The following is a 21,878-nucleotide window of genomic DNA, read 5'->3' on the forward strand; positions in this document are numbered from 1 at the left end:
ATGTGGATAAGAGACAGCCGCCGCCCATCGCACCCATCTGTGCGGCAGACTGGGCGAACGAAACGGTCGGCGACACAGCCAACGGCAGCGCAAGCGCCAGAGCCGCGGCGGTGCTCAGAACCTTCATATTGATCATTTTGGACTCCATCAAAACGGTGAATGTCTAACCATCTCTGTGGTCGGACGTTCCCGTGCTCCACATTGATTGTGGGTCATCTTCGCGTAGCCGGCGGCTCATGTATGGCAGCTGAACAAAACTCCTCGTGAGCGCGTCATTTGGTCGCCAAATGGGTGCATAAACCGGGGGCTGTCCGAGGGGTGCGGGGCTACCTTGGCGGCGGCTGGACATTTGGGGAATGAGGTGGCATCAGAGCCGCATAGTCTCGAACCGACGACCGGCCACGCATGAAACAATTCCTGCTGAAATTCTTCACCTGGTGGAATGGCCAGACCTTTGGCACGCAATTGTGGACCTCGCGATTCGGCGAACTGGTCGGCGAGGACGAGCAGGGCAACCGCTATTACCGCACCAAGGGCGGTGAGATCGATCCGACGCTGCATTTCGAGCGTCGCTGGGTGGTCTACAACGGTTACGCCGAAGCCTCCCGCATTCCGGCCGGCTGGCACGGCTGGCTGCATCACACCGTCGATGTGCCGCCGACCGAGGAGGGCTACCAGGCGCGCGAATGGGAGAAGCCGCATCTGCCGAACCTGACCGGCACCGCACAGGCTTACCGCCCGTCCGGCTCGACGCTGGCGAGCGGCCGCCGCCCCAAGGCGACCGGCGACTATCACGCCTGGACGCCGGGAAGCTGACTTTCACGCATTGTTGTTCTGACGTGCAGGTGCGTAACGACGCGCGTGCATCGCACACGCTCGGCAGCGCAAACGCGCGCCTGTGAACAACGGTAACAGCGGGGACAGATCGGCCGCAGCCGATGCTGTCCGCTTGCGCCGGGCGCGGGTTCGCGGCTCAATAGGGCCATCTTACGGAGATGGGAAACCATCGCGTCGGATCGGGCTCCAGATCGCGACTGTCCCGATATGCAGCGGCCTCCGAGTTGGATGCGGCCGGGAGATAGGCCCCCGGTACAGACGTCCTGAAATCGCCCGCAAATGTGAGGCTACCGTGAGACAGGAAGGGCCGCTCGGGAAACCGGGCGGCCTTTTTCTTTGCGGTGATCAGGTCAGGACAGCCGTGCCGCGGCACGGCCCATCAAGTCGGCGCGGCGCGCCTGCGACGGCGCGATCCGCTCTTTCATGAAAGCGAGGATCTCGGCCGGGGCGGTATCCGGCGAGCCCGCGTTGAACGGCGGGGCCGGGTTGTATTCGAGCCTGAGCTGGATCGCTTCCGCGGTCTTGCGGTCGACGACCTCCGACACCAGCGTCAGCGCGAAGTCGATGCCCGCGGTGACGCCGCCGCCGGTGAAGCGGTTGCGGTCGACGCAGACGCGCGTCCTGGTCGGAATGGCCCCGAAGCTCGACAGGAAATCAATCGAGCTCCAATGCGTGGTGGCGCGATAGCCCTTGAGCAGGCCGGCAGCGCCGAGCACCAGCGATCCCGTGCAGACCGACGTGACGTATTTCGCACCCTCGGCCTGCTTGCGCAGGAAGGCCAGCATCTCCTCGTCGCCGACCATGTCGTCGGTGCCGAAGCCGCCGGGCACGCAGATCACGTCGAGCTGCGGGCAATCGGCAAAGGTCGTGGTCGGCGTCAGGACCATGACGGAATCGGTCGTAACGGGTTCGATGCGTTTCCAGATCAGATGCACCTTGGCGCCGGGGACCGAGGAGAACACCTGCAGCGGACCGGTCAGGTCGAGCTGGGTCACCTTCGGGAAGACGAGCAATCCAATCTGCAGGGGTTCGGTCATCGGGGGCTCCAAATAGCGCTTGACGGAACCACGATGTCATGATGGCCTCTCGTCCAAAATGGCGTATTTCCCTCATTTTCGGACGCAGGTCTCCTGAAGCAAGGCTCCCGAGAGAGGATCGCCAAGAAAGTAACGTCACCTGCGAGGATTTGGCGATGATCGGCATCCTGATCTTTCCCGACTTCCAGCTGCTCGACGCGGCCGGGCCGATCGCGGCCTTCGAGATCGCGGCGCGCTTCGCCAACAACGCGCCGGCGATCAGGACGCTTGCGGTGAAGGCTGGACCGGTGCGCTCTTCGTCCGGTGTGGAGATGCTCGCGCGCGGCCTCAAGCCAGCGACGGCGATCACGACGCTGATCATTGCGGGCGGCAACGGCGTACGCACGCCGGCGACCTGTCCAGCCACGCTGTCATTCGTGCGGCGGATGGCCGGCCGCGGCATTCGCGTCGCCAGCGTCTGCTCGGGCGCCTATGTGCTGGCCGAGGCGGGCCTGCTCGACGGCCGCCGCGCCACCACGCACTGGCAGCGCACGCCGCATTTCGTGAAGACCTATCCCAAGATCAAGCTCGAGCCGGACCAGATCTTCGTGCGTGACGGCAATATCTGGAGTTCGGCCGGCATCACCGCCGGCATCGACCTCGCGCTCGCGATGATCACCGAGGACTATGGCGACGAGGTCGCGCAGAACACCGCGCGGCAACTCGTGCTGTATCATCGGCGCAGCGGCGGGCAGTCGCAGTTTTCCTCGCTGCTGGAATTGAAGACGCCGAACGGCCGGTTCGGGCCGCTGCTCGCCTGGGCGCGCGAGCATCTCGATGCGCCGCTGACGGTCGAGGACCTCGCCGACAAGGCCGGGATGAGTTCGCGGCATTTCACCCGCGCCTTCGTCGCGGAGACCGGCACGACGCCATCGAAAGCGGTCGAGCGGCTCAGGATCGAAGTCGCGCGGCAGCGCGTGCAATCGTCGGGCGAGGCGATCGAGCGCGTCGCCGAGATCACCGGCTTCCGCGATCCCGAGCGGATGCGCCGCGCCTTCATCCGCGCCTTCGGCCAGCCGCCGCAATCGTTGCGGCGTGCGGCGCGGGCCGGGTAGGCCCGTTTGGGACAAGCTCGTTGTCCGATTTCACCCGATCCATGTCGGCTTTGCAGTGATGAACCTGACGAGGGTTCCCGTGACCCACGTTAAGTGGGCATTGGGGACCCGAGGAGGTTCTAATGACAAAGCATCGAACGATTACCGGGTTCGTGGCTGTCGCCCTGCTGGCTGTCACCGCGACCGCCGCGACCATCAAGTCGCACGCGCCCCGGACCGACGGCATTGCCGTCGCCGGCACGGACTCGCTCCCGGCCAAGGATTTCAGCGACCGCTGGTCCGCGATATCCGATTTGCCTCCGGCGACGGACATGACCGGGCGTGCCGCTGACGCGCGCTGAGGTCATGGACAAAGGTCCGGCCCGTTCGAGCACGCGACCCGTGCTGAGATCACGCGTCTCGCAACAAAAAAGCCCCGCCGAAGCGGGGCAAGATGTTGAACGACTTAGTGTTGAGCGATTTGGTCTTGAATAGAACTAACGGTTCCGCCGCGCCGGAATAGCGCAGTCATTCACCAATACAGGATCAGCCCACGATCGCAGAGATCCACGGATGCTCTGATCACGAAACGGGCTTCAACCGAAAAATCACTGGCCCAATGTATCGGTTGCGATCTTCTTCTTGAGTGCTTCGCAGGTATCCCTGACCTCCGCGGTCATCAACGAGACGGCTTCGATCTGCAGGAAGAAACGCTTGCCCTGATCGCGGTAACCGGCAGCGAACTCCTTGATCTCCGCGATCATGTCATGAACGCCTGCGACCATGACCTCGCAGTTCTTGGCGGCCAATTGCAGTTCCGATCCAAGGGCCTCGATCTCTTTCACCGCCGCTTCATATTCGCGTACCACCGCCTCGGCCGACAGCTTGCCCACCTCGTTGACGCCGTTGCGATGCTCGACATAGTCCGGCATCGGCGAGAGGGGCCGGATGTTGCTGCGTGGTCGATGCGAAGTCACCGTGTTGATTTCGTCCTCCATCTGCTCCGACGGAGCGCGGGCGAGGACTTCTGCACTAACACTCATGCGAACTCTCCATAACTTGTTACGGCGAATGGAGTTTAGCAATGTCAACGGAATTGTCTCGATTTTCCACAGTTTTGAGGCAAGCGCAATTGTGCGCTGCAGCATTGTGTTGCGTCAATGTGGCGCGTCGGGGTGCCAGCCAAGCAGTGCGAGCATCACAAAGAAGCCGACGACATAGGCCGCCATGATCGGCCAGCCCTGGGTGATCCACCGGACCACCGATTTGGCTTCCGGGTACATGTTGGACACCGCAACGCCCGCCGACGAGCCGAACCAGACCATCGACCCGCCAAAGCCGACCGCGTAGGCGAGGAAGCCCCAGTCATAGCCGCCTTGCTTCAGCGCCAGCGCGGTCAGGGGAATATTGTCGAACACCGCCGAGACGAAGCCGAGCCCGAGCGCGGTCTGCCACGATGCGGCAGGCAATTTTTCGACCGGCATCATCGAGGCCGCCGTCACCAGCGCGAGCAGGAAGACGGTGCCCTTCAGCGTCTCGGGCATCACCGACCAGTCCGGCCGCCGCAGCACCGAGGTGACCAGGATCGCGGCCCAGACGGCGAGCCCGAGCACGGGCAGCGTATCGAGCAGCGCGGGGAACTTCAGATTGGCCGTCACATTGGCCGTCAGCGCGGCGAGCAGGATCACGGCCACGATCGCAACCCGCGCCCAGTCGATTCTGAGGCCGGACGGTGCATCCTTCACGATCGGGGAAAAGCGGTGCTGTTGCAGCGAGGCCGGCACCGCAAACACCAGCATCGCGACGATGGCTGCGACATATGCCTCCACGACCGTGAGCGGGCTGATGCCGTCGATCCACATCATCGTCGTCGTGGTGTCGCCGACGACGCTGCCGGCGCCGCCGGCATTCGATGCGGCGACGATGGCCGCGAGATAGCCGATATGGACGCGGCCACGGAACACGTGGCGGGCCACGGTGCCGCCGATCAGCGCGGCCGCGATATTGTCGAGGAAGCCCGACAGCACGAACACGATGACCAGCAGGATCAGTCCGCCCTTCCAGTCATCGGGCAGCAGCGCCGGCATCTCGTCGGGAATGCGGCTCTCCTCGAAATGGCGCGACAGCAGCGCAAAGCCCATCAGGAGCAGGAACAGGTTGGCGAGCGTGACCCACTCATGCTCCATGTGATGCGCAAGACCGGGCAGGCCGGCGCCGAATTTCGCAAAGCCCGCGAACAGCAGCTTGTAGGCGACGATCGCGGCAAGGCCCGTCAGCGCCACCGCGAGCGTGTGGTGATGGAAGATCGCAACGCCGAGCAGCGTCAGCGCGAACAGGATGAAATCGAGCGGGATACCGTAGATGAGGAGTGGCGTGAGCAAGACGATCTCGATGGCTGGAGTGCCCGACGGCGTGAAGCGCTGACGGCGGCACTATCGCGCGGCGTGGGGAACTTCAAGGCGCGCTAACGCCGCAACAGGCTCGCGATGCGCTCGCGAGCCTTGATCGGGACGACGCCAGCCACGTCGCCGCGGGTCCGATTGCTTAGCCCAGCGTCTTCAGCCAGGCGCTGATCTCGGTCACCGCGATATTGGCCTGATTGAGCAGCTTGCCCATGGTGAAGAAGCCGTGGAACTGGCCGGGGAAATGCCGGTAGGTCACCGGCACGCCGGCGTCCTTGAGGAATTTCGCATACTCGTCGCCTTCGTCGCGGAGCGGATCGGCGCCGGCGGTCAGCACATAGGCCGGCGGCAATCCGGCAAAGTCCTTCGCGCGCGCCGGCGAGGCACGCCAGTCGTTGTTGTCGGCGTCGCCGAGATAATGGTTGGCGAACCAGCCGATCACCGAGTGCGTCAGGAGGATGCTGGTCTCGGGCTCGCGATGCGAGGGATGCTTCCGCGAGAAATCGGTCGCGGGATAGATCAGCAGCTGGGCCGCGAGCTTCGGCCCGCCGTCGCGGGCGGTCAGGGCAACCACCGCCGCGAGGTTGCCGCCGGCGCTGTCGCCGCCGACGATCAGGCGCGCGGCGTCGATGCCGAGATCCCTGGCATTGGCGGCGACCCATCGGGTCGCGGTGACGGCGTCGTCCACCGCAGCAGGGAAACGATGCTCGGGCGCGAGGCGATAATCGATCGAGATCACGATCAGCTCGCCCTCATGGGCAAGCTTCTGGCAAACCACCTCATGGGTATCGAGGTCGCCGATCACCCAGCCGCCGCCGTGGAAGAACACCAGGCAGGGTGCGAGCCCGTCTTTCTTGCGCAGCGTGTTCGGCGTGTAGATGCGGGCAGGGATCGTGCCGTGCGGCGCCGGGATCGCGAGCGGCTTGCTCGATTGCAGCGCGGGCGGCTCGGGATTGGAGACGACGCGGGCGGCTCGGTAATAGTCGCGCGCTTCCGGCGCGGTCAGCGTCTCATAGGCGGGACGGCCGGCCTCCTGGAACGCCTTGTAGACGGCAGCGGCATCGGGATCGAGAACGACGGGCATTGGGGGGACCTTCTTTTGGTGATGTCATTCCGGGGCGATGCGAAGCATCGAACCCGGAATCTCGAGATTCCGGGTCTGGTGCTTGCGCACCATCCCGGAATGACGGTCGTGTCAGGCGGCGGTGCGGCCGCCGTCGACGGTGTAGGCGGAGCCGGAGACGTAGCTCGCCTCGTCGGAGGCAAGAAAAGCGACGATGGAGGCAACCTCGCTCGCGAGACCGAGCCGGCGCGCCGGGATGCGGTCGACGATCTTCTCGATCGGCGGCGGCGCGTTGCCGCCGGAGCGGCCCTGCAGGATCGTGCTCAGCATCCGGCTCTCGATCATGCCGGGGCAGACGCAATTGACCCGCACGCCGGTGCCGGTGCATTCCCAGGCCGCGCTCTTGGTCAGCCCGATCACCGCGTGCTTGCTCGCGCTGTAGACCGCGATCATCGGTGATCCCACGAGGCCGGCGATCGAGGCGGTGTTGATGATGCTGCCCTTGTTCTGCTTCAGCATGACAGGCAGCACATGCTTCATGCCGAGGAAGACGCCGACGACATTGACATCGAGCACCCGGCGAAAGCTCTCCAGCGAATATTCAGGGATCGGCCTGATGTCGCCCTCGACGCCGGCGTTGTTGTAGAAGGCATCGATGGTGCCGAAGCGGTCGACGGCGGCGCGGACATAGTCCTTGACCTCGTTCTCGTCGGTGACGTCGGCTTCGATTGCGAGGGCCTCGGCCGAGGCGGGCAGGTCCCTGATGGCGGCTTTGAGATCGGCGCCCTTGCGGTCGACTGCGACAATCCGCGCACCCCGTTCGGCGAGCAGTTGGAGCGAGGCGGTTCCGATGACGCCGGCAGCTCCGGTGACGACGGCGACCCGGCCGTCGAGCCTGATGCGATCGGGCATGGTGGGTTTCCTCTGGCTGGTCCGGTTCGATCCGGATTTTCCTGGTTTTGACGCGTGGCCGCGTGCCTTCAGCGTGAGGACTATCACACGTGTTCCCAGGAGTGACCAGAGGCTGCCCAGTGGACCGGGGAGAGGTGGCCGGGTGCCCTTTCCCCGCCGTATTCGGCGTGTTAACCGGTGCCCTGCGAGCGGCCGATATCAAGGTAGACTGTCGCGAGCCCGATTCGCCCTTTAAAGCCGCGCGAGATGCTTCGAACCGTTGCCCTGACTGGCTTTGCGGCCCTGGTTGCCGCCTCAACCATCTCGCTTGCGCCGCCCGCGCGCGCGCAGATCGGAACGATTTTCTCCGATCCCGCGCCGCGTCCGCCCGGTTCGATCCCGCGTGGTCAGCCGGCTCCTCCCAGCGACGACGACGAGGAAGTGCCGGAATTGCCGCGCGGCCGTCTGTTGCCGACGCAGCCGCGGGCGCTGCCGCCAGGCCAGGCGGTGCCGCCGCCCGGCAGCGTGCAGTCGCAGCCGCTGGCGCCGCCGCCGGGCTCGACGGTGGCTCCGCAGGACACCCAGCCCGGCGTCGCCGTGCAGCCGCCGCAACCCGGCGGTCCCGCCGTTGCCAATACGCCGCCCGGTGCCAACCCGCTGCCGCCGGGGCAGCGTCCCAAGGGCACGCCCCAAGGCACCCCGCCGCAGACGCCTGCCACGTTGCAGCCGGGCGACGAGGTCGTGCAGGAGCCGCCGTCGACCAAGATCACCAACAAGAAGGCGAGCTTCTCAGGTCTCGACAAGATCACTGGGCGCATCATCAATTTCGACGAGGATATCGGAGAGACCGTGCAGTTCGGCGCGCTGCGGGTGAAGACCGATGCCTGTTACACGAGGCCATCGACGGAAGCCGCCAACACCGACGCCTTTGTCGAGGTCGACGAGATCACGCTCCAGGGCGAGGTGAAGCGGATCTTCTCGGGCTGGATGTTCGCGGCGAGCCCCGGCCTGCACGGCGTCGAGCATCCGATCTACGACATCTGGCTGACCGACTGCAAAGGGCCGGACCAGACCATCGTGACCGCCGCGCCCGATCCGCCGAAGGCGCCGACGCCTCCGCCGCCGCCGGCCCAGAAGCGCGCGCCGCCGAAGCAGGCCGCGCCGCGTCCGCCGCCGCAGCCGCAGCCGCAATACCAGCAGCAGCCGCCTCCGCCGCCCCAGCAACAGCAGCGGCCGGGCGGGTTGTTCGGCGGATTGTTCGGGAATTAGGCGACACTGCGTAGCCCGGATGGAGCGAAAGCGAAATCCGGGTTTTCTTTCCGCGGAGAGACTTGTCCCGGATTGCGCTTCGCTGCATCCGGGCTACGAGATCAATTGCGCTCGGCGATGATCGCCAGCGCATCGGTACCTTTGACCGGCTGGGTGGCGTCGAGCTTGCGGAAATCCGCCGGCGCGCCCGTGATCGCCTTGTCGAGCAGCGTGCGATAGCGGCGCCGCGAGATCTCGATCGCGCCGAACGTCCTCAGGTGCTCCGTCACATATTGCGTGTCGAGCAGCTCGAACCCGCCCGCGATCAGCCGCGCCACCAGATGCACCAGCGCGACCTTCGATGCATCGCGCGTGGTGTGAAACATGCTTTCGCCGAAGAAGGCGCGGCCGAGGCTGACGCCGTAGAGCCCGCCGACCAGATTGTCGTCCTGCCAGACCTCGACGCTGTGGCAATGGCCCGACGCATACAGCCCGACATAGAGATCGCGGATGCGCCTGTTGATCCAGGTGTCGTCGCGGCCGGGCTGCGGCGCCGCGCAGCCGGCGATCACGGCCTTGAACGCGGTATCGACGGTGACCGTGAAGGCATCCGAGCGCACGGTGCGCGCCAAGCGGGAGGCGACACGGAAGCCGTCGAACGGAATCACGCCGCGCAATTCCGGCTCGACCCAGAACAGGGTCGGATCGTCGGCACTCTCCGCCATCGGGAAGATGCCGCAGGCATAGGCGCGCAGCAGCACCTCGGGCGTGATCTCGGAGGAGGCGGAGTCGCGTGACGTCATGCCGCCAAGGATAGCAAAGCGCGGGCGGTCTTGCGATGGGGGCTGCCACCCGGACGCTACGTGTTGACGAAACGCGCCGGTTCCTCCACAAGCCGCGCCGTTCCGCCGCAGTTTCCCGAGACGGACTGCGCGGTCGTGCTAGATTGCAACAAAAACATGGCGGCGCTGCCGGGACACGGCGGCTTGCGCGCCCGACAATCGACACAGGTGAGGGGGACGCTGCATGAAATGGTCATGGCGGACGTTTGCGCCGCTGCTGGTCTGGCTGGTGATCTATCTGGTCCCGGTGCCTTCGGGGCTGAACGCCAATCAGTGGCACTATTTCGCGGTGTTCGCCGCCGTGATCACCGGGCTGATCCTGGAATCGATGCCGGTCGGCGCGGTCGGTCTGATCGGCCTGACGGTCGCCGGCATCGGCGGCTATGTCGAGCACGACCCGAACAAATCGCTGCGCTGGATGCTCGGCGGCTTTTCCGAGAGCACGGTGTGGCTGATCGTCGGCGCCTTCGTGTTCTCGATCGGCTATCGCAAGAGCGGGCTCGGCCGCCGGCTGGCGCTGCTCTTGGTGCGCGGCCTCGGCCGCCGCACCATCGGGCTCGGCTACGCGGTGGCGTTCTCCGATCTCGTGCTGGCGCCGGCGACGCCATCCAACACCGCGCGCTCGGGCGGCACCATCTATCCGATCGTCAGCAATATCCCGCGCATCTACGGCTCCGAGCCCGGCCCGACCGCGGGCAAGATCGGCACCTTCGTGATGTGGACCGCGTTCGCGACCACGGCCGTCACCAGCTCGCTGTTCCTGACCGCGCTGGCGCCGAACGCCGCCGCGCTCTCGATCGCCAAGAAGCTCGTCAACATCGAGGTCGGCTGGTCGCAATGGTTCATCGGCTTCGCGCCGCTCGGGATCCTCTTGCTGCTGCTGGTGCCGCTGCTCAGCTATCTGGTCTGCCGGCCCGAGATCAAGGAGAGCCCCGAGATCGTGACCTGGAGCGAGGGCGAGCTCGCCAAGATGGGGCCGCCGTCGCGGCACGAATGGATCATGGCGGTGCTGGTGGTGCTCGCGATGTTCCTGTGGATCTGCGGCTCCAACCCCAACATCAGCGTGCCGCTGCTCGGCTCGAATTTCATCAACGCGACCACGGTCGTGTTCGTCGTGATCTCGCTGATGCTGCTGACCGGCGTGATCGCGTTCGAGGACATCGTCGCGGAGAAGAGCGCGTGGGAGGTATTCTTCTATTTCACCTCGCTTCTCACGCTGTCGTCGGGCCTCAACGAGATCGGCTTCATCAAATGGGTGGCCGAGGGCTATGCCAAGCCGCTTTCCGGCACGTCGCCGATGGTCGGGATGATCCTGCTCGTCACCTTCTTCTTCTGGATCCACTATTTCTTCTCGAGCATCACCTCGCATACCGCCGCGGTGCTGCCGGTGGTGCTCGCCGTCGGCTCCAGCATTCCCGGCCTGTCGGTGCAGACCCTGATGCTGCTCTGCGTCTATTCGCTGGGCCTGATGGGCGTGATCTCGCCCTATGCCACGGGACCGGCGCCGATGTATTACGGCAGCGGCTATATCGGCAAAGGCGACTTCTGGAAATTCGGGCTGATCTTCGGCCTGATCTACTTTGCCGGATTGTTGCTGATCGTGTTGCCCTGGTTACAAATGATCGGGTAAAATAGCCACAATCCAGCGAGAAACAGCGGCCGACCGGGAAGAGCCGCTATCCTTTACAATTCTTAACGCGCTTTGTCCGGCAGAAGCCTTCAAAATGCTTCGTCGGATGTGGCGCGCGCGGAGTTCAGGGGACACATAGAGCCGCGCGAGCTCATTCGTGTTTCTTCGTGGGCAGGTTATGGACCAGCAGATCAAAGACCCGTCGATTGTGGCGCCCAAGCGGACCAGGCGAGGGTCGCGTTGGCGGGGGTTTCTGACGGGATGTCTCGTATTGGCGGTGCTGGCAGGCATCGTCTGGTGGACGCGGCAGCAGGCCGCGCCGCCGCAGGCCGGTGGCGGGCGCAACGCCGGACCGATGTCGATCGTACCGGAGACGATCGGCAAGGGCGATATCGGCGTCAGCCTGAATGCGCTCGGCACGGTGACGTCGCTCGCGACGGTGACGATCAGGAGCCAGATCAGCGGCTATCTGATGAAGATCGATTTCAAGGAGGGCGATGAGGTCAAAAAAGGGGACCTGATCGCCGAGATCGATTCGCGCCCCTACGAGGCGACGCTGGCGCAGGCCAAGGGACAGCTCGCCCGCGACGAGGCGCAGCTGAAGGGCGCCCAGGTCGATCTCACCCGCTACCAGAACCTCGCCGCGCAGAACGCCGTGCCGCATCAGACGCTCGACACCCAGGTCGCGCTCGTCGCGCAGTACCAGGGCACGGTAGAAGCCGATCGCGCCTCGGTGAAGTCGGCCGAGGTGAATTTGCAATATTGTCGCATCGTGTCGCCGATCAACGGGCGCGTCGGACTGCGCCAGGTCGATCTCGGCAACTATGTGACGCCCGGCGACACCAACGGCCTCGTCGTGATCACGCAGCTCGAGCCGATCAGCGTGCTGTTCACGCTGCCGGAGGACAATCTGCAGGCGGTCGCGAAGCGGTTGAGGGAGGGCGCGGTGCTGCCGACGGCGGCCTATGACCGCAGCGGCGCCAACAAGCTCGCCGAGGGATCGTTGCAGACCTTCGACAGCCAGATCGATGCGACCACCGGCACCATCAAGCTGCGCGCGCAGTTCGAGAACGACAAGCGCACGCTCTATCCGAACCAGTTCGTCAACGTCCGCCTGCTGCTCGATACCCACAAGGATGCGACGACGATGTCGACCGCCGGCATCCAGCGCGGTGTCCCCGGCACCTTCGTCTATCTCGTCAACGCCGACAGCACGGTCTCGGTTCGGCCGGTCAAGCTCGGCGTCACCGACGGCGACCGGGTCGAGGTGCTGTCCGGGCTCGTGGCCGGCGATCGCATCGTGATCGACGGCGCCGACAAGCTGCGCGAGGGTGCGAAGGTGGTCGTGCGCTCCGCCACTGACGCCGCGAACCCTGCCGCTGCGGCCAAGGGGGCGGCGAACGGGGCCGCGAAGGGAGACGGCAAGGGAGATAGTAAGGACGGCGCTGATCCCGGAGGCGGCCACCACAAGCGGTCCGAGGACGGGAAGAAATGAACCCGTCGCGGCCATTCATCCTGCGGCCGGTAGCGACGACCCTGATGATGATCGCCATCATGCTGTCGGGCATGCTGGCGTTCAGATTTCTCCCGGTCGCGGCGCTGCCGGAGGTCGACTACCCGACCATCCAGGTGCAGACCTTCTATCCGGGCGCGAGCCCCGACGTGATGACCTCGTCGGTGACGGCGCCGCTCGAGGTGCAGCTCGGCCAGATGCCGAATCTGACCCAGATGAGCTCGGTGAGCTCGGCGGGCTCGTCTGTGATCACGCTGCAATTCGGCCTGTCGATCTCGCTCGACGTCGCCGAGCAGGAGGTGCAGGCCGCGATCAATGCCGCGGGCAATCTCTTGCCGTCGGACCTCCCGGCGCCGCCGATCTACGCCAAGGTCAATCCGGCTGACGCGCCGATCCTGACCCTCGGCCTGACCTCGAAGACCATGCCGCTGACCCAGGTGCAGGATTTCGTCGATACGCGGCTGGCGCAGAAGATCTCGCAACTGCCCGGCGTCGGCCTCGTCAGCATCAGCGGCGGCCAGCGGCCCGCGGTGCGCATCCAGGCTGACATCCGCAAGCTCGCGGCCTATGGCCTCAACATCGACGATCTCCGCACCACGCTCGGCAACGCCAATGTCAACACGCCGAAGGGCAATTTCGACGGCGCGATGCGTGCCTACACCATCAACGCCAACGATCAGATCCGCAATGCCAGCGACTACCGCTCGCTGATCATCGCCTACAAGAACGGCTCGCCGGTCCGCCTCAGCGACGTCGGCAACGTCGTCGACGGCGCGCAGAACGACAAGCTCGGCGCCTGGATGAACGAGACGCCGGCGATCATCCTCAACATCCAGCGCCAGCCCGGCGCCAACGTCATCTCGGTGGTGCAGGGCATCAAGGACCTGCTGCCTCAGCTGCAGGCCACGCTGCCGGCCGCGATCGACCTCAACATTCTGACCGACCGCACCGTCACGATCCGGGCCTCGGTCCGCGACGTCGAATACGAGCTGTCGCTCGCCGTGATCCTGGTCGTGCTTGTGATCTTCGTGTTCCTGCGCTCGACCCGCGCCACGCTGATCCCGAGCCTGTCGGTGCCGCTCTCGCTGGTCGGCACGCTGGGCGCGATGTATCTGTTCGGCTTCAGCCTGAACAATCTGTCGCTGATGGCGCTGACGATCGCGACCGGCTTCGTGGTCGACGACGCCATCGTCGTGATCGAGAACATCTCGCGCTACATCGAGGAAGGCGAGTCGCCGCTCGAGGCCGCGCTGCGCGGGTCCGAGCAGATCGGCTTCACCATCATCTCGCTGACGGTGTCGCTGATCGCGGTGCTGATCCCGCTGCTGTTCATGGGTGACGTCGTCGGCCGCCTGTTCCGCGAATTCGCCATCACGCTGTCGGTGACGATCCTGATCTCCGCCGTGGTGTCGCTGACCCTGGTGCCGATGGCCTGCGCGAAGCTGCTGAAGCCGGAGGCCATGGCGCGGGAAAACACCTTCCAGCGGCTGAGCCGCGAAGGCTTCGATGCCGTAATCGCGATCTACGCCCGGATGCTCAACTGGGTGCTGGATCGCCAAACCTTCGTGCTGCTGATCGCGCTCGCCACCTTTGGTCTCACGGCGCTGCTCTATGTCGTTATCCCCAAGGGCTTCTTTCCGGTGCAGGACACCGGCGTGATCCAGGCGATCTCCGAGGCGCCGCAATCGGTGTCCTATGCGGCGATGGCCGAGCGGCAGCAGCGGCTCGCCAGCGCGATCCTGAAGGATCCGGACGTGCAGAGCCTGTCCTCGTTCATCGGCGTCGACGGCACCAACACCACGCTGAACAGCGGCCGCATCCTGATCAATCTGAAGCCGCATGAGCAGCGCAAGGCCAATGTCTCGACGATCATGGACCGGATCAAGGCCAGCACGGCGGCGCTGACCGGGATCACGCTCTACATGCAGCCGGTCCAGGACCTCACCATCGAAGGCACGGTGAGCCGGACGCAGTACCAGTTCATCTTGCAGGATGCCGATCCGAACGAGCTTGCGGAATGGACGCCGAAGCTGGTCGACAAGCTCCGGGAATTGCCCCAGCTCAGCGACGTCACCAGCGACATCTCCGCGCAGGGGCTCTCGGTATTCGTCGACATCGACCGCGACCAGGCGGCGCGGTTCGGCATCACGCCGGCGACGATCGACAACGCGCTGTACGATTCCTACGGCCAGCGCATCGTCTCGACCGTCTTCACCAATTCGAACCAGTACCGCGTGATCCTCGAGGCCGATCCGTCGCTGCAGACGTCGCTGGATTCGCTGTCGTCGATCTATCTGCCGTCATCGGTGGGCTCGACGCCGGTGCCGCTGTCGGTGATGGCCAAGATACGGGTGGAGACCGCGCCGCTGCAGATCTCGCATCTCGGCCAGTTCCCGTCGGCGACCGTCTCGTTCAATCTCGCGCCCGGCGCCTCGCTCGGCGGGGCGGTGACGGCGATCAAGCAGGCCCAGGCCGACATCAACCAGCCGCTCGGCATGATCACGAGCTTCCAGGGTGCGGCGCTGGCGTTCCAGTCCTCGCTGTCCAACCAGCTGTTCCTGATCCTCGCCGCGATCATCACGGTCTATATCGTGCTCGGCGTGCTCTATGAGAGCTTCATCCATCCTTTAACCATCCTCTCGACGCTGCCCTCGGCCGGGATCGGCGCGCTGCTGGCGCTGATGATGGCCGGACAGGATCTCACGATCATCGCGATCATCGGCATCATCCTCCTGATCGGCATCGTGAAGAAGAATGCGATCATGATGATCGACTTCGCGCTCGATGCCGAGCGCAACGAGGGCAAGCCGCCGCGGGAGGCGATCTACCAGGCCTGCCTGCTGCGGTTCCGGCCGATCATCATGACGACGATGGCTGCCGTGCTCGGCGCGCTGCCGCTGATGCTCGGCAGCGGCGCGGGGTCCGAGCTGCGGAATCCGCTCGGCATTTCGATCGTCGGCGGCCTGCTGGTGAGCCAGCTGCTGACCCTGTTCACGACACCGGTGATCTACCTCTGGTTCGATCGTCTCGCGCTGCGGTTTGCCGGGCGGGCGGACGAGATCGGCGAGGCGAGTGGGTCGCGTTGAGTCATGGATCCGTCAACGCCCTTCATTCGTAGGCCGGTCGCGACCACGCTGTTGACGTTCGGGCTTGCGGCGGCCGGCATCGTCGCGTTCTTCAAGCTGCCGGTGTCGCCGCTGCCGCAGGTGGATTTCCCGACCATCTCGGTGCAGGCGACGCTGCCCGGCGCCAGCCCGCAGGATGTCGCGACCACGGTCGCCAGTCCGCTCGAGCGCCATCTCGGCCAGATCGCCGATGTCACCGAGATGACGTCGTCGAGCTCGGTGGGCGCGACCCGCATCACGCTGCAGTTCGGGCTGAATCGCGACATCAACGGTGCGGCGCGCGACGTGCAGGCCGCGATCAATGCGGCGCGGGCCGACCTGCCGACCAGCCTGCGCAGCAATCCGACCTACCGCAAGGTCAACCCGGCCGACGCGCCGATCCTGATCCTGACGCTGACGTCGGATACGCTGACGCGCGGCGATCTCTACGACGCCGCCTCCACGGTGCTGGCGCAGAAGCTGTCGCAGGTCGAGGGCATCGGCGAGGTCGTGGTCGGCGGCAGCTCGCTGCCGGCCGTGCGCGTCGATCTGATCCCGCAGGCGCTCTACAAATACGGCATCGGCCTGGAAGACGTCCGCGCGGCGCTGTCGAGCGCCAACGCCCACAGCCCCAAGGGCGGCATCGACGTCGGCGACCAGCGCTACCAGGTCTATGCCAACGACCAGGCCAACAAGGCCGACGACTACAAGTCGCTGATCGTGGCCTACCGCAACGGCGCGCCGGTTCATCTCTCCGACGTCGGCGAGGTGGCCGATGGCGTCGAGAATTTGCGCAATGCCGGGCTCGCCAACGGCAAGCCGGCGGTGCTGATCATCCTCTACCGGCAGCCGAACGCCAATATCATCAGTACCGTCGACCTCGTGAAGGGGCTGATGCCGCAGCTGCAGGCATCGGTCTCGCCGGCGATCGATATCGGCTTTGCGGTCGACCGTTCGACCACCATCCGCACCTCGCTCCGGGACGTCGAACGAACCCTCGTTCTGGCGGTGCTGCTGGTCATCATCGTGGTGTTCGCGTTCCTGCGCAATGCGCGCGCCACCTTCATTCCGGTGGTGGCGGTCTCGGTGTCGCTGGTCGCGACCTTCGGGGCGATGTACCTGTTCGGCTACAGCCTCGACAATCTCTCCCTGATGGCGCTGACGGTCGCGACCGGCTTCGTGGTCGACGACGCCATCGTGGTGCTGGAGAACGTCACCCGTTGCATCGAGGACGGCCTGAGCCCGCTCGAGGCGGCGCTGAAGGGCGCCAACGAGGTCGGCTTTACCGTGCTGTCGATGAGCATCTCGCTGATCGCGGTGTTCATCCCGATCCTGCTGATGGCCGGCATCGTCGGGCGGCTGTTCCGCGAGTTCGCGATGGTGATCTCGATCTCGATCCTGATCTCGCTCGCGGTCTCGCTGGCGACCACGCCGATGATGTGCGCCGTGCTGCTCAAGCCGGACGCCGGCGGCCATGGCCGGCTCTATTGGGCGAGCGAGCGCTTCTTCGAGGCGATGCTGAACTTCTACCGCAGAACGCTGACCGCGGCGCTGGCGCATCCGCTGTCGGTGATGCTGATCCTGGCGGCGGTGTTCGGCCTCAACTTCTATCTCTACGACGTGATCCCGAAGGGCTTCTTCCCGCAGCAGGACACCGGCCGGCTGGTCGGCTCGATCCAGGCCGACCAGAGCGTGTCGTTCCAGCTGATGCAGCAGAAGCTCGCGCAGTTCGTCGGCATCATCAAGCGCGATCCGGCGGTGGAGACGGCGGTCGGCTTCACCGGCGGCGGGCAGACCAATTCCGGCTTCGTGTTCGTCTCGCTGCGTCCGCTCGATGAGCGCAAGATCGGCGCCGACGCCGTGATCGCGCGGCTGCGCCGCGAGATGTCGGTGGTGCCGGGTGCGAGCCTGTTCCTGCAGGCGGTGCAGGACATCCGGGTTGGGGGCAGGGCCTCGAACGCGCAGTATCAGTACACGCTGCAGGGATCGACGCTGGAGGAGCTCAATGAATGGACGCCGAAGATCGCGGCGGCCTTGCAGCGCGATCCTGATCTCGCCGACGTCAACAGCGACCAGCAGAACAAGGGCCTGGAATCCGATCTCGTGATCGATCGCGACGCCGCGGCCCGGCTCGGCATCACGGTGAGCCAGATCGACAACACGCTCTACGACGCCTTCGGCCAGCGGCAGGTGTCGACGATCTATGTCGCGCGCAACCAGTATCACGTCATCATGGAGGTCGCGCCGCGCTACTGGCAGAATCCGGAGACGCTGAAGGACGTCTTTATCAGCACGTCCGGCGGATCGGTCGGCGGGTCGCAATCGACCAACGCGGTGGCAGGCACGGTCGTCACCCCAGGCAGCTCGAGTGCGGCCAGTGCGGCCAACGCCCAGGCCGCGCGCAACCAGGCAACTAATTCGATCGGTTCGACCGGGAAGGGCGTTGCCTCGACCGGATCGGCCGTCTCCACCAGCAGCGAGACCATGATCCCGCTGTCGGAAGTTGCAGCATTCAAGCAGGGCGCGACGCCGCTTGCTGTCAATCACCAGGGCCTGTTGGTCGCCAACACCATCTCGTTCAACCTGCCGCCGAACGTGTCGCTGAGCACGGCGGTCGGCAGCATCGAGGCGACGATGAACCGGATCGGGGTCCCGGCCACGATCCGCGGCACCTTCCAGGGGACCGCCAAGGCGTTCCAGGACTCGCTGAGCAACCAGCCGTTCCTGATCCTGGCGGCGCTGGTGACGATCTATATCGTGCTGGGCGTGCTCTACGAAAGCTACATCCATCCGCTGACCATCTTGTCCACATTGCCCTCGGCGGGTGTGGGCGCCTTGCTGGCGCTGATGGCATTCAAGACCGAGTTCAGTATCATGGCGCTGATCGGCGTCATCCTGCTGATCGGCATTGTGAAGAAGAACGCCATCATGATGATCGACTTTGCGCTGGAGGCGGAACGCAGGCGCGGGCTGGAGCCGCTCGAGGCGATCCGGGAGGCCTGCCTGCTGCGCTTCCGCCCCATCATGATGACGACGATGGCCGCGTTGCTCGGGGCGGTGCCGCTGGCGATCGGCATGGGCGACGGCGGCGAGCTGCGGCAGCCGCTCGGCATCGCCATCGTCGGGGGCCTGATCTTGAGCCAGGTCCTCACGCTCTACACGACGCCGGTCATCTACCTCTATCTCGACCGGTTCCGCCTGTGGGCCCAGCGCGTGCGCCGCGGCGGCGCGATGCGGACGCCGGGCTCCTCACTTCAACCGGGCGAGTAAATGCCGACAGGTACAGCGTTGCGAAATCTTCAGTTGATGCGCAAGCCGATCCGGTTTCTGCGCGTGGCGGCGTTCGGCGGCCTCAGCCTCGGTCTGTCCGGCTGTATTCCCGGGGCGGAGAAGCCGGAGCTCAGCCTCGAAGTGCCGGCGAGCTACAAGACTGCGGCCAAAGGCGATGCCGACGCGGCTGTTCCGGCGCTTGCCTGGTGGCGCGGCTTCCGCTCGCCCGAGCTGACCGGGCTGATGGAGTCCGCGCAGCTCTACAATCTCGACATCGCGGTGGCGATCGCCCAGATCGTGCAGGCCGACGCCCAGGTCGGCGTGTCCGGCGCCGCGCTGCTGCCGTCGATCTCCGGATCGGCGAATGCCGAGCGTCAGCGTGTGGCAACGGGATCCAGTTCGTCGTTCGGCACCAGCGGCACCTTCTCGCAGTACAGCCTGGGGCTAAGCGCCAGCTACATCGTCGATTTCTGGGGCAAGAACCGCGCGACGCTGTCGGCCTCGGAGGAGAGCGCGACCGTCGCGCGCTACAATCGCGAGGTAGTCGCGCTGACCATGATGGCGACGGTCGCCAATACCTATTTCCAGCTGCTGGCGGCGCAGGACCAGATCAAGGTCACCCGCCGCAACCTCGCGGCGGCCGAGCGCATCCTTGCGCTGATCAAGTCGCAATTCGCCGGCGGCACCGCTTCGCAGCTCGATCTGTCGCAGCAGGAGGCGCTGGTCGCCACGCAGCGCGCGGCGATCCCGCCGCTCGAGGTGACGGTCGGGCAGAACACCGCGGCGCTCGCCGTGCTGGTGGCGCGCGCGCCGGCCGATTTCAAGGTGCGCGGCGGCTCCACCACGCAGATCGCGGTGCCGCGCGTCACGCCGGGACTGCCGTCGGAACTGCTCTACCAGCGGCCTGACGTCCGCGAGGCCGAGGCGCAGCTGGCGTCGTCCAATTTCAGCGTCGACGCGGCGCGCGCGGCATTCTTTCCGCAGATCCAGCTGACCGGCACCACCGGCTTCCAGAGCGCGGCGCTTGCCGCGCTGTTCGCGCCCGGCGCCTGGTACTACACGCTCGCCGCCGGGCTGACCCAGCCGCTGTTCGACGGCTTCCTGCTGGAGAGCCAGCTCAAGCTCGCCAAGGGCCAGCAGCTGCAAAACCTGCAGGCCTATCGCAAGGCGGTGCTGTCGGCCTTCGCCGATGTCGAGAAGGCGCTGATCGCGTTGCAGAAGTACACGTTGCAGGAGCGCCTGCAGTCCGACGTCGTCGCCGCCTCGCGCAAGGCGTTCGAGGTCGCCGAGACGCAGCTGCGCGGCGGCACGGTCAACCTGATCACGGTGCTGCAGGCGCAGCAGACGCTGTTCACGGCAGAAAACAATCTGGTTACGGTCCGGCTCAACAAGCTGCTGGCGGCGAGCAGCCTGTTCCAGGCGCTCGGCGGCGGCTGGACGCCCGCCGGTACGCTGGCGGCGGCGGTGCCATGAGGTCAGCCATGCTGCGTTTCGCGACACTCCTCGTTGTCCTCGCCATCGCGCTAGGCGCATCGACCGGCGCGTCCCGCGCGCAGCAGCGGCCACCGAACAGCGTTCCGCTCGCGTTCGGCATGAGCGCCGACCAGGCCAGCCAGTCGCTCGGCGTTCCCCTGAATTACGTGCGCGGCACGCCGGGCAATGAATTGTTCGTCGCGCTGCCCAATGTCAGGGGCAGCGTGCTGTCGAGGCGCAGCGACGGGCTCTATCTGCAATTCGGCAAGGGACGCCTGATCGCCTGGAAGGGCGACTGGGGCACCCTTCCGCAATGAGAGGTTTGGCCATGATTGCAATGAGAGGACTGATCGCCTGCGCCGCCATCGCGCTGAGCGTAGCCGCGGCATCGGCCCAGCAGCGGCCGCTGCGCTACGGCAGCACCGGCGGCGCGTATTTCGACGGCAGGGACGACGATCGCGATTTTCGCAGCAACGGCTATTTCCCTGGCAATTTCGCGGCCGATCCCTTCAGCGCGGGGTTCGGTGCGGCCGGCCTGTTCGGCTCGACGCCGTGGCATTCCGCGCGGCCCTATCCGTCGCAGGTGGTGTTTGGCGCACCGTGTCAGGACTGCCGTCCGCACCGCGCGCGCCGGCAGCGCGGCAGGCACGAGTGAGGCGCTTCGCAGAGGCTTGATGCCTCTAGACCTTGCGCAAGAGCTCGTCGATGATACGCGGCTTCATCCAGCCGGCCTTGTCGATGATTTCGTTGCGCAGCATGTCCTTTTCCATCTCGTATTGTTCGTGCGAGATATCCCGGCCACCGGTCGCGGTAATTCCGTACGTCTCGAGCAGGGCGTTGTGCCGCGCCTTCCACGCGATCACATGCTCGGTCATGACTTGCGTCACTGATGGAAGGAAGCCGGGATGGCCTGCCAGGCCGCATGACGCCGTGGTCTGCGGGTCTCCTGCCAGCATGATCACGTTCCACTCGTCGTAGCCGATCAGCCTCATCTGCGCGTAGAGAAACGCGCCATGCGGTCCATCCCAGATTTTCTGGTCGATGACCAGGAACGGCACCGCGTGGCAATGGCCGTGCCGCGCCGTCATGTCGCGGTTGAAGGTCTCGGTACGGTCCTGCAATCGCTTGTTGGCCGCAGCGAACACGGCAAGGCGATTGTCTGCCGTTGGCACGATGCTGGCTTCGTCGTCAGGCGCGAAGCCTGCATCGCGCAGCATCGACCCGATCAGCGGGTGATCCCACTGCTGCTTGTGAAAAGCGGGCGTCGCTCCGTCGGCGCCCGGCGCCGGACGCACGGTCTCCTTGAGCTCGCCCAAGGTCGTCTCTTGCTTCTTTCCAAAAACTGGCCTGCGCCCGAACATCGCGTGCCGCTCCTGCCAAGCAGTTGGCACAAGCATCGCAAGGGACGCCCAGAACTTCCTTAATCGGTCAGGCCTGGCGCGCCGCGATTCATCAACAGCATGACGCAGTCGTTAAAGCGAACCGGACAAGTCAA

At 65.5% G+C, this 21,878-nt stretch carries 18 protein-coding genes; 11 read left to right on the top strand and 7 right to left on the bottom strand.

The window, feature by feature from the left end; translation table 11 throughout:
* Positions 1-405 precede the first annotated feature (405 nt).
* Positions 406-816: an NADH:ubiquinone oxidoreductase subunit NDUFA12 gene (locus I6F38_RS27295; protein ID WP_225162506.1), complete on the top strand. Its 411-nt coding sequence runs from the start codon at positions 406-408 to the stop codon at positions 814-816.
* Positions 817-1,187: 371 nt separating this feature from the next.
* On the opposite strand, the gene I6F38_RS27300 is transcribed toward I6F38_RS27295, so the two are convergent.
* On the bottom strand, positions 1,188-1,874 hold the full coding sequence (locus tag I6F38_RS27300; protein ID WP_225162507.1) for a DJ-1/PfpI family protein: 687 nt from the start codon (positions 1,872-1,874) through the stop codon (positions 1,188-1,190).
* Between the two features lie 155 nt (positions 1,875-2,029).
* Here I6F38_RS27300 and I6F38_RS27305 point away from each other — a divergent pair, with 155 nt between their 5' ends.
* Both I6F38_RS27305 and I6F38_RS27310 read left to right on the top strand, forming a co-directional pair.
* The gene (locus I6F38_RS27305; RefSeq protein ID WP_225162508.1) at positions 2,030-2,968 is read left to right on the top strand and encodes a GlxA family transcriptional regulator; all 939 of its coding nucleotides are present in this window, start codon (positions 2,030-2,032) and stop codon (positions 2,966-2,968) included.
* 122 nt (positions 2,969-3,090) lie between these two features.
* Positions 3,091-3,309, top strand: coding sequence for a hypothetical protein (locus tag I6F38_RS27310; protein ID WP_016844520.1), 219 nt, complete (start codon positions 3,091-3,093; stop codon positions 3,307-3,309).
* Positions 3,310-3,555: 246 nt separating this feature from the next.
* Here I6F38_RS27310 and I6F38_RS27315 read toward each other — a convergent pair whose 3' ends face one another.
* From I6F38_RS27315 to I6F38_RS27330, 4 genes are all read right to left on the bottom strand, one after another.
* Entirely contained in the window at positions 3,556-4,095 is a 540-nt protein-coding gene (locus I6F38_RS27315; RefSeq protein WP_225162509.1) for a hypothetical protein, read from the bottom strand.
* A 9-nt stretch (positions 4,096-4,104) separates the two neighbouring features.
* Positions 4,105-5,328: an SLC13 family permease gene (locus tag I6F38_RS27320; protein ID WP_225162510.1), complete on the bottom strand. Its 1,224-nt coding sequence runs from the start codon at positions 5,326-5,328 to the stop codon at positions 4,105-4,107.
* A gap of 163 nt (positions 5,329-5,491) precedes the next feature.
* Entirely contained in the window at positions 5,492-6,433 is a 942-nt protein-coding gene (locus tag I6F38_RS27325) for an alpha/beta hydrolase (protein ID WP_225162511.1), read from the bottom strand.
* 111 nt (positions 6,434-6,544) lie between these two features.
* Entirely contained in the window at positions 6,545-7,324 is a 780-nt protein-coding gene (locus I6F38_RS27330; protein ID WP_225162512.1) for an SDR family oxidoreductase, read from the bottom strand.
* 246 nt (positions 7,325-7,570) lie between these two features.
* Between I6F38_RS27330 and I6F38_RS27335 the strand changes: the two genes are divergently transcribed.
* Complete coding sequence (locus I6F38_RS27335; protein ID WP_225162513.1) at positions 7,571-8,572, top strand: DUF2155 domain-containing protein; 1,002 nt, start codon at positions 7,571-7,573, stop codon at positions 8,570-8,572.
* A 101-nt stretch (positions 8,573-8,673) separates the two neighbouring features.
* Here I6F38_RS27335 and aat read toward each other — a convergent pair whose 3' ends face one another.
* Positions 8,674-9,354, bottom strand: a complete 681-nt coding sequence (gene aat / locus I6F38_RS27340; RefSeq protein ID WP_225162514.1) for a leucyl/phenylalanyl-tRNA--protein transferase — start codon at positions 9,352-9,354, stop codon at positions 8,674-8,676.
* 223 nt (positions 9,355-9,577) lie between these two features.
* Here aat and I6F38_RS27345 point away from each other — a divergent pair, with 223 nt between their 5' ends.
* From I6F38_RS27345 to I6F38_RS27375, 7 genes are all read left to right on the top strand, one after another.
* Positions 9,578-11,023, top strand: a complete 1,446-nt coding sequence (locus tag I6F38_RS27345; protein ID WP_225162515.1) for a DASS family sodium-coupled anion symporter — start codon at positions 9,578-9,580, stop codon at positions 11,021-11,023.
* A 277-nt stretch (positions 11,024-11,300) separates the two neighbouring features.
* Positions 11,301-12,518 carry an MdtA/MuxA family multidrug efflux RND transporter periplasmic adaptor subunit gene (locus I6F38_RS27350; protein WP_225162554.1) on the top strand — a complete coding sequence of 406 codons (1,218 nt, stop codon included), beginning with the start codon at positions 11,301-11,303 and terminating at the stop codon, positions 12,516-12,518.
* Positions 12,515-15,622, top strand: coding sequence for an MdtB/MuxB family multidrug efflux RND transporter permease subunit (locus I6F38_RS27355; protein WP_225162516.1), 3,108 nt, complete (start codon positions 12,515-12,517; stop codon positions 15,620-15,622). The genes I6F38_RS27350 and I6F38_RS27355 overlap by 4 nt, the downstream gene beginning before the upstream one ends.
* A 3-nt stretch (positions 15,623-15,625) precedes the next feature.
* Positions 15,626-18,910 carry an efflux RND transporter permease subunit gene (locus I6F38_RS27360; RefSeq protein WP_225162517.1) on the top strand — a complete coding sequence of 1,095 codons (3,285 nt, stop codon included), beginning with the start codon at positions 15,626-15,628 and terminating at the stop codon, positions 18,908-18,910.
* Positions 18,911-20,383, top strand: coding sequence for an efflux transporter outer membrane subunit (locus tag I6F38_RS27365; RefSeq protein ID WP_225162518.1), 1,473 nt, complete (start codon positions 18,911-18,913; stop codon positions 20,381-20,383). It abuts the gene before it with no gap.
* Between the two features lie 8 nt (positions 20,384-20,391).
* Complete coding sequence (locus I6F38_RS27370; RefSeq protein ID WP_225162519.1) at positions 20,392-20,700, top strand: hypothetical protein; 309 nt, start codon at positions 20,392-20,394, stop codon at positions 20,698-20,700.
* A gap of 11 nt (positions 20,701-20,711) precedes the next feature.
* On the top strand, positions 20,712-21,038 hold the full coding sequence (locus I6F38_RS27375) for a BA14K family protein (RefSeq protein ID WP_225162520.1): 327 nt from the start codon (positions 20,712-20,714) through the stop codon (positions 21,036-21,038).
* Positions 21,039-21,063: 25 nt separating this feature from the next.
* Here the strand turns inward: I6F38_RS27375 and I6F38_RS27380 are convergent, their stop codons facing one another.
* Positions 21,064-21,699: a hypothetical protein gene (locus I6F38_RS27380; RefSeq protein WP_225162521.1), complete on the bottom strand. Its 636-nt coding sequence runs from the start codon at positions 21,697-21,699 to the stop codon at positions 21,064-21,066.
* Positions 21,700-21,878 lie beyond the last annotated feature (179 nt).

The organism is Bradyrhizobium sp. BRP56 (assembly GCF_020194035.1).
GTDB classification, from domain to species: Bacteria; Pseudomonadota; Alphaproteobacteria; order Rhizobiales; family Xanthobacteraceae; genus Bradyrhizobium; species Bradyrhizobium australafricanum.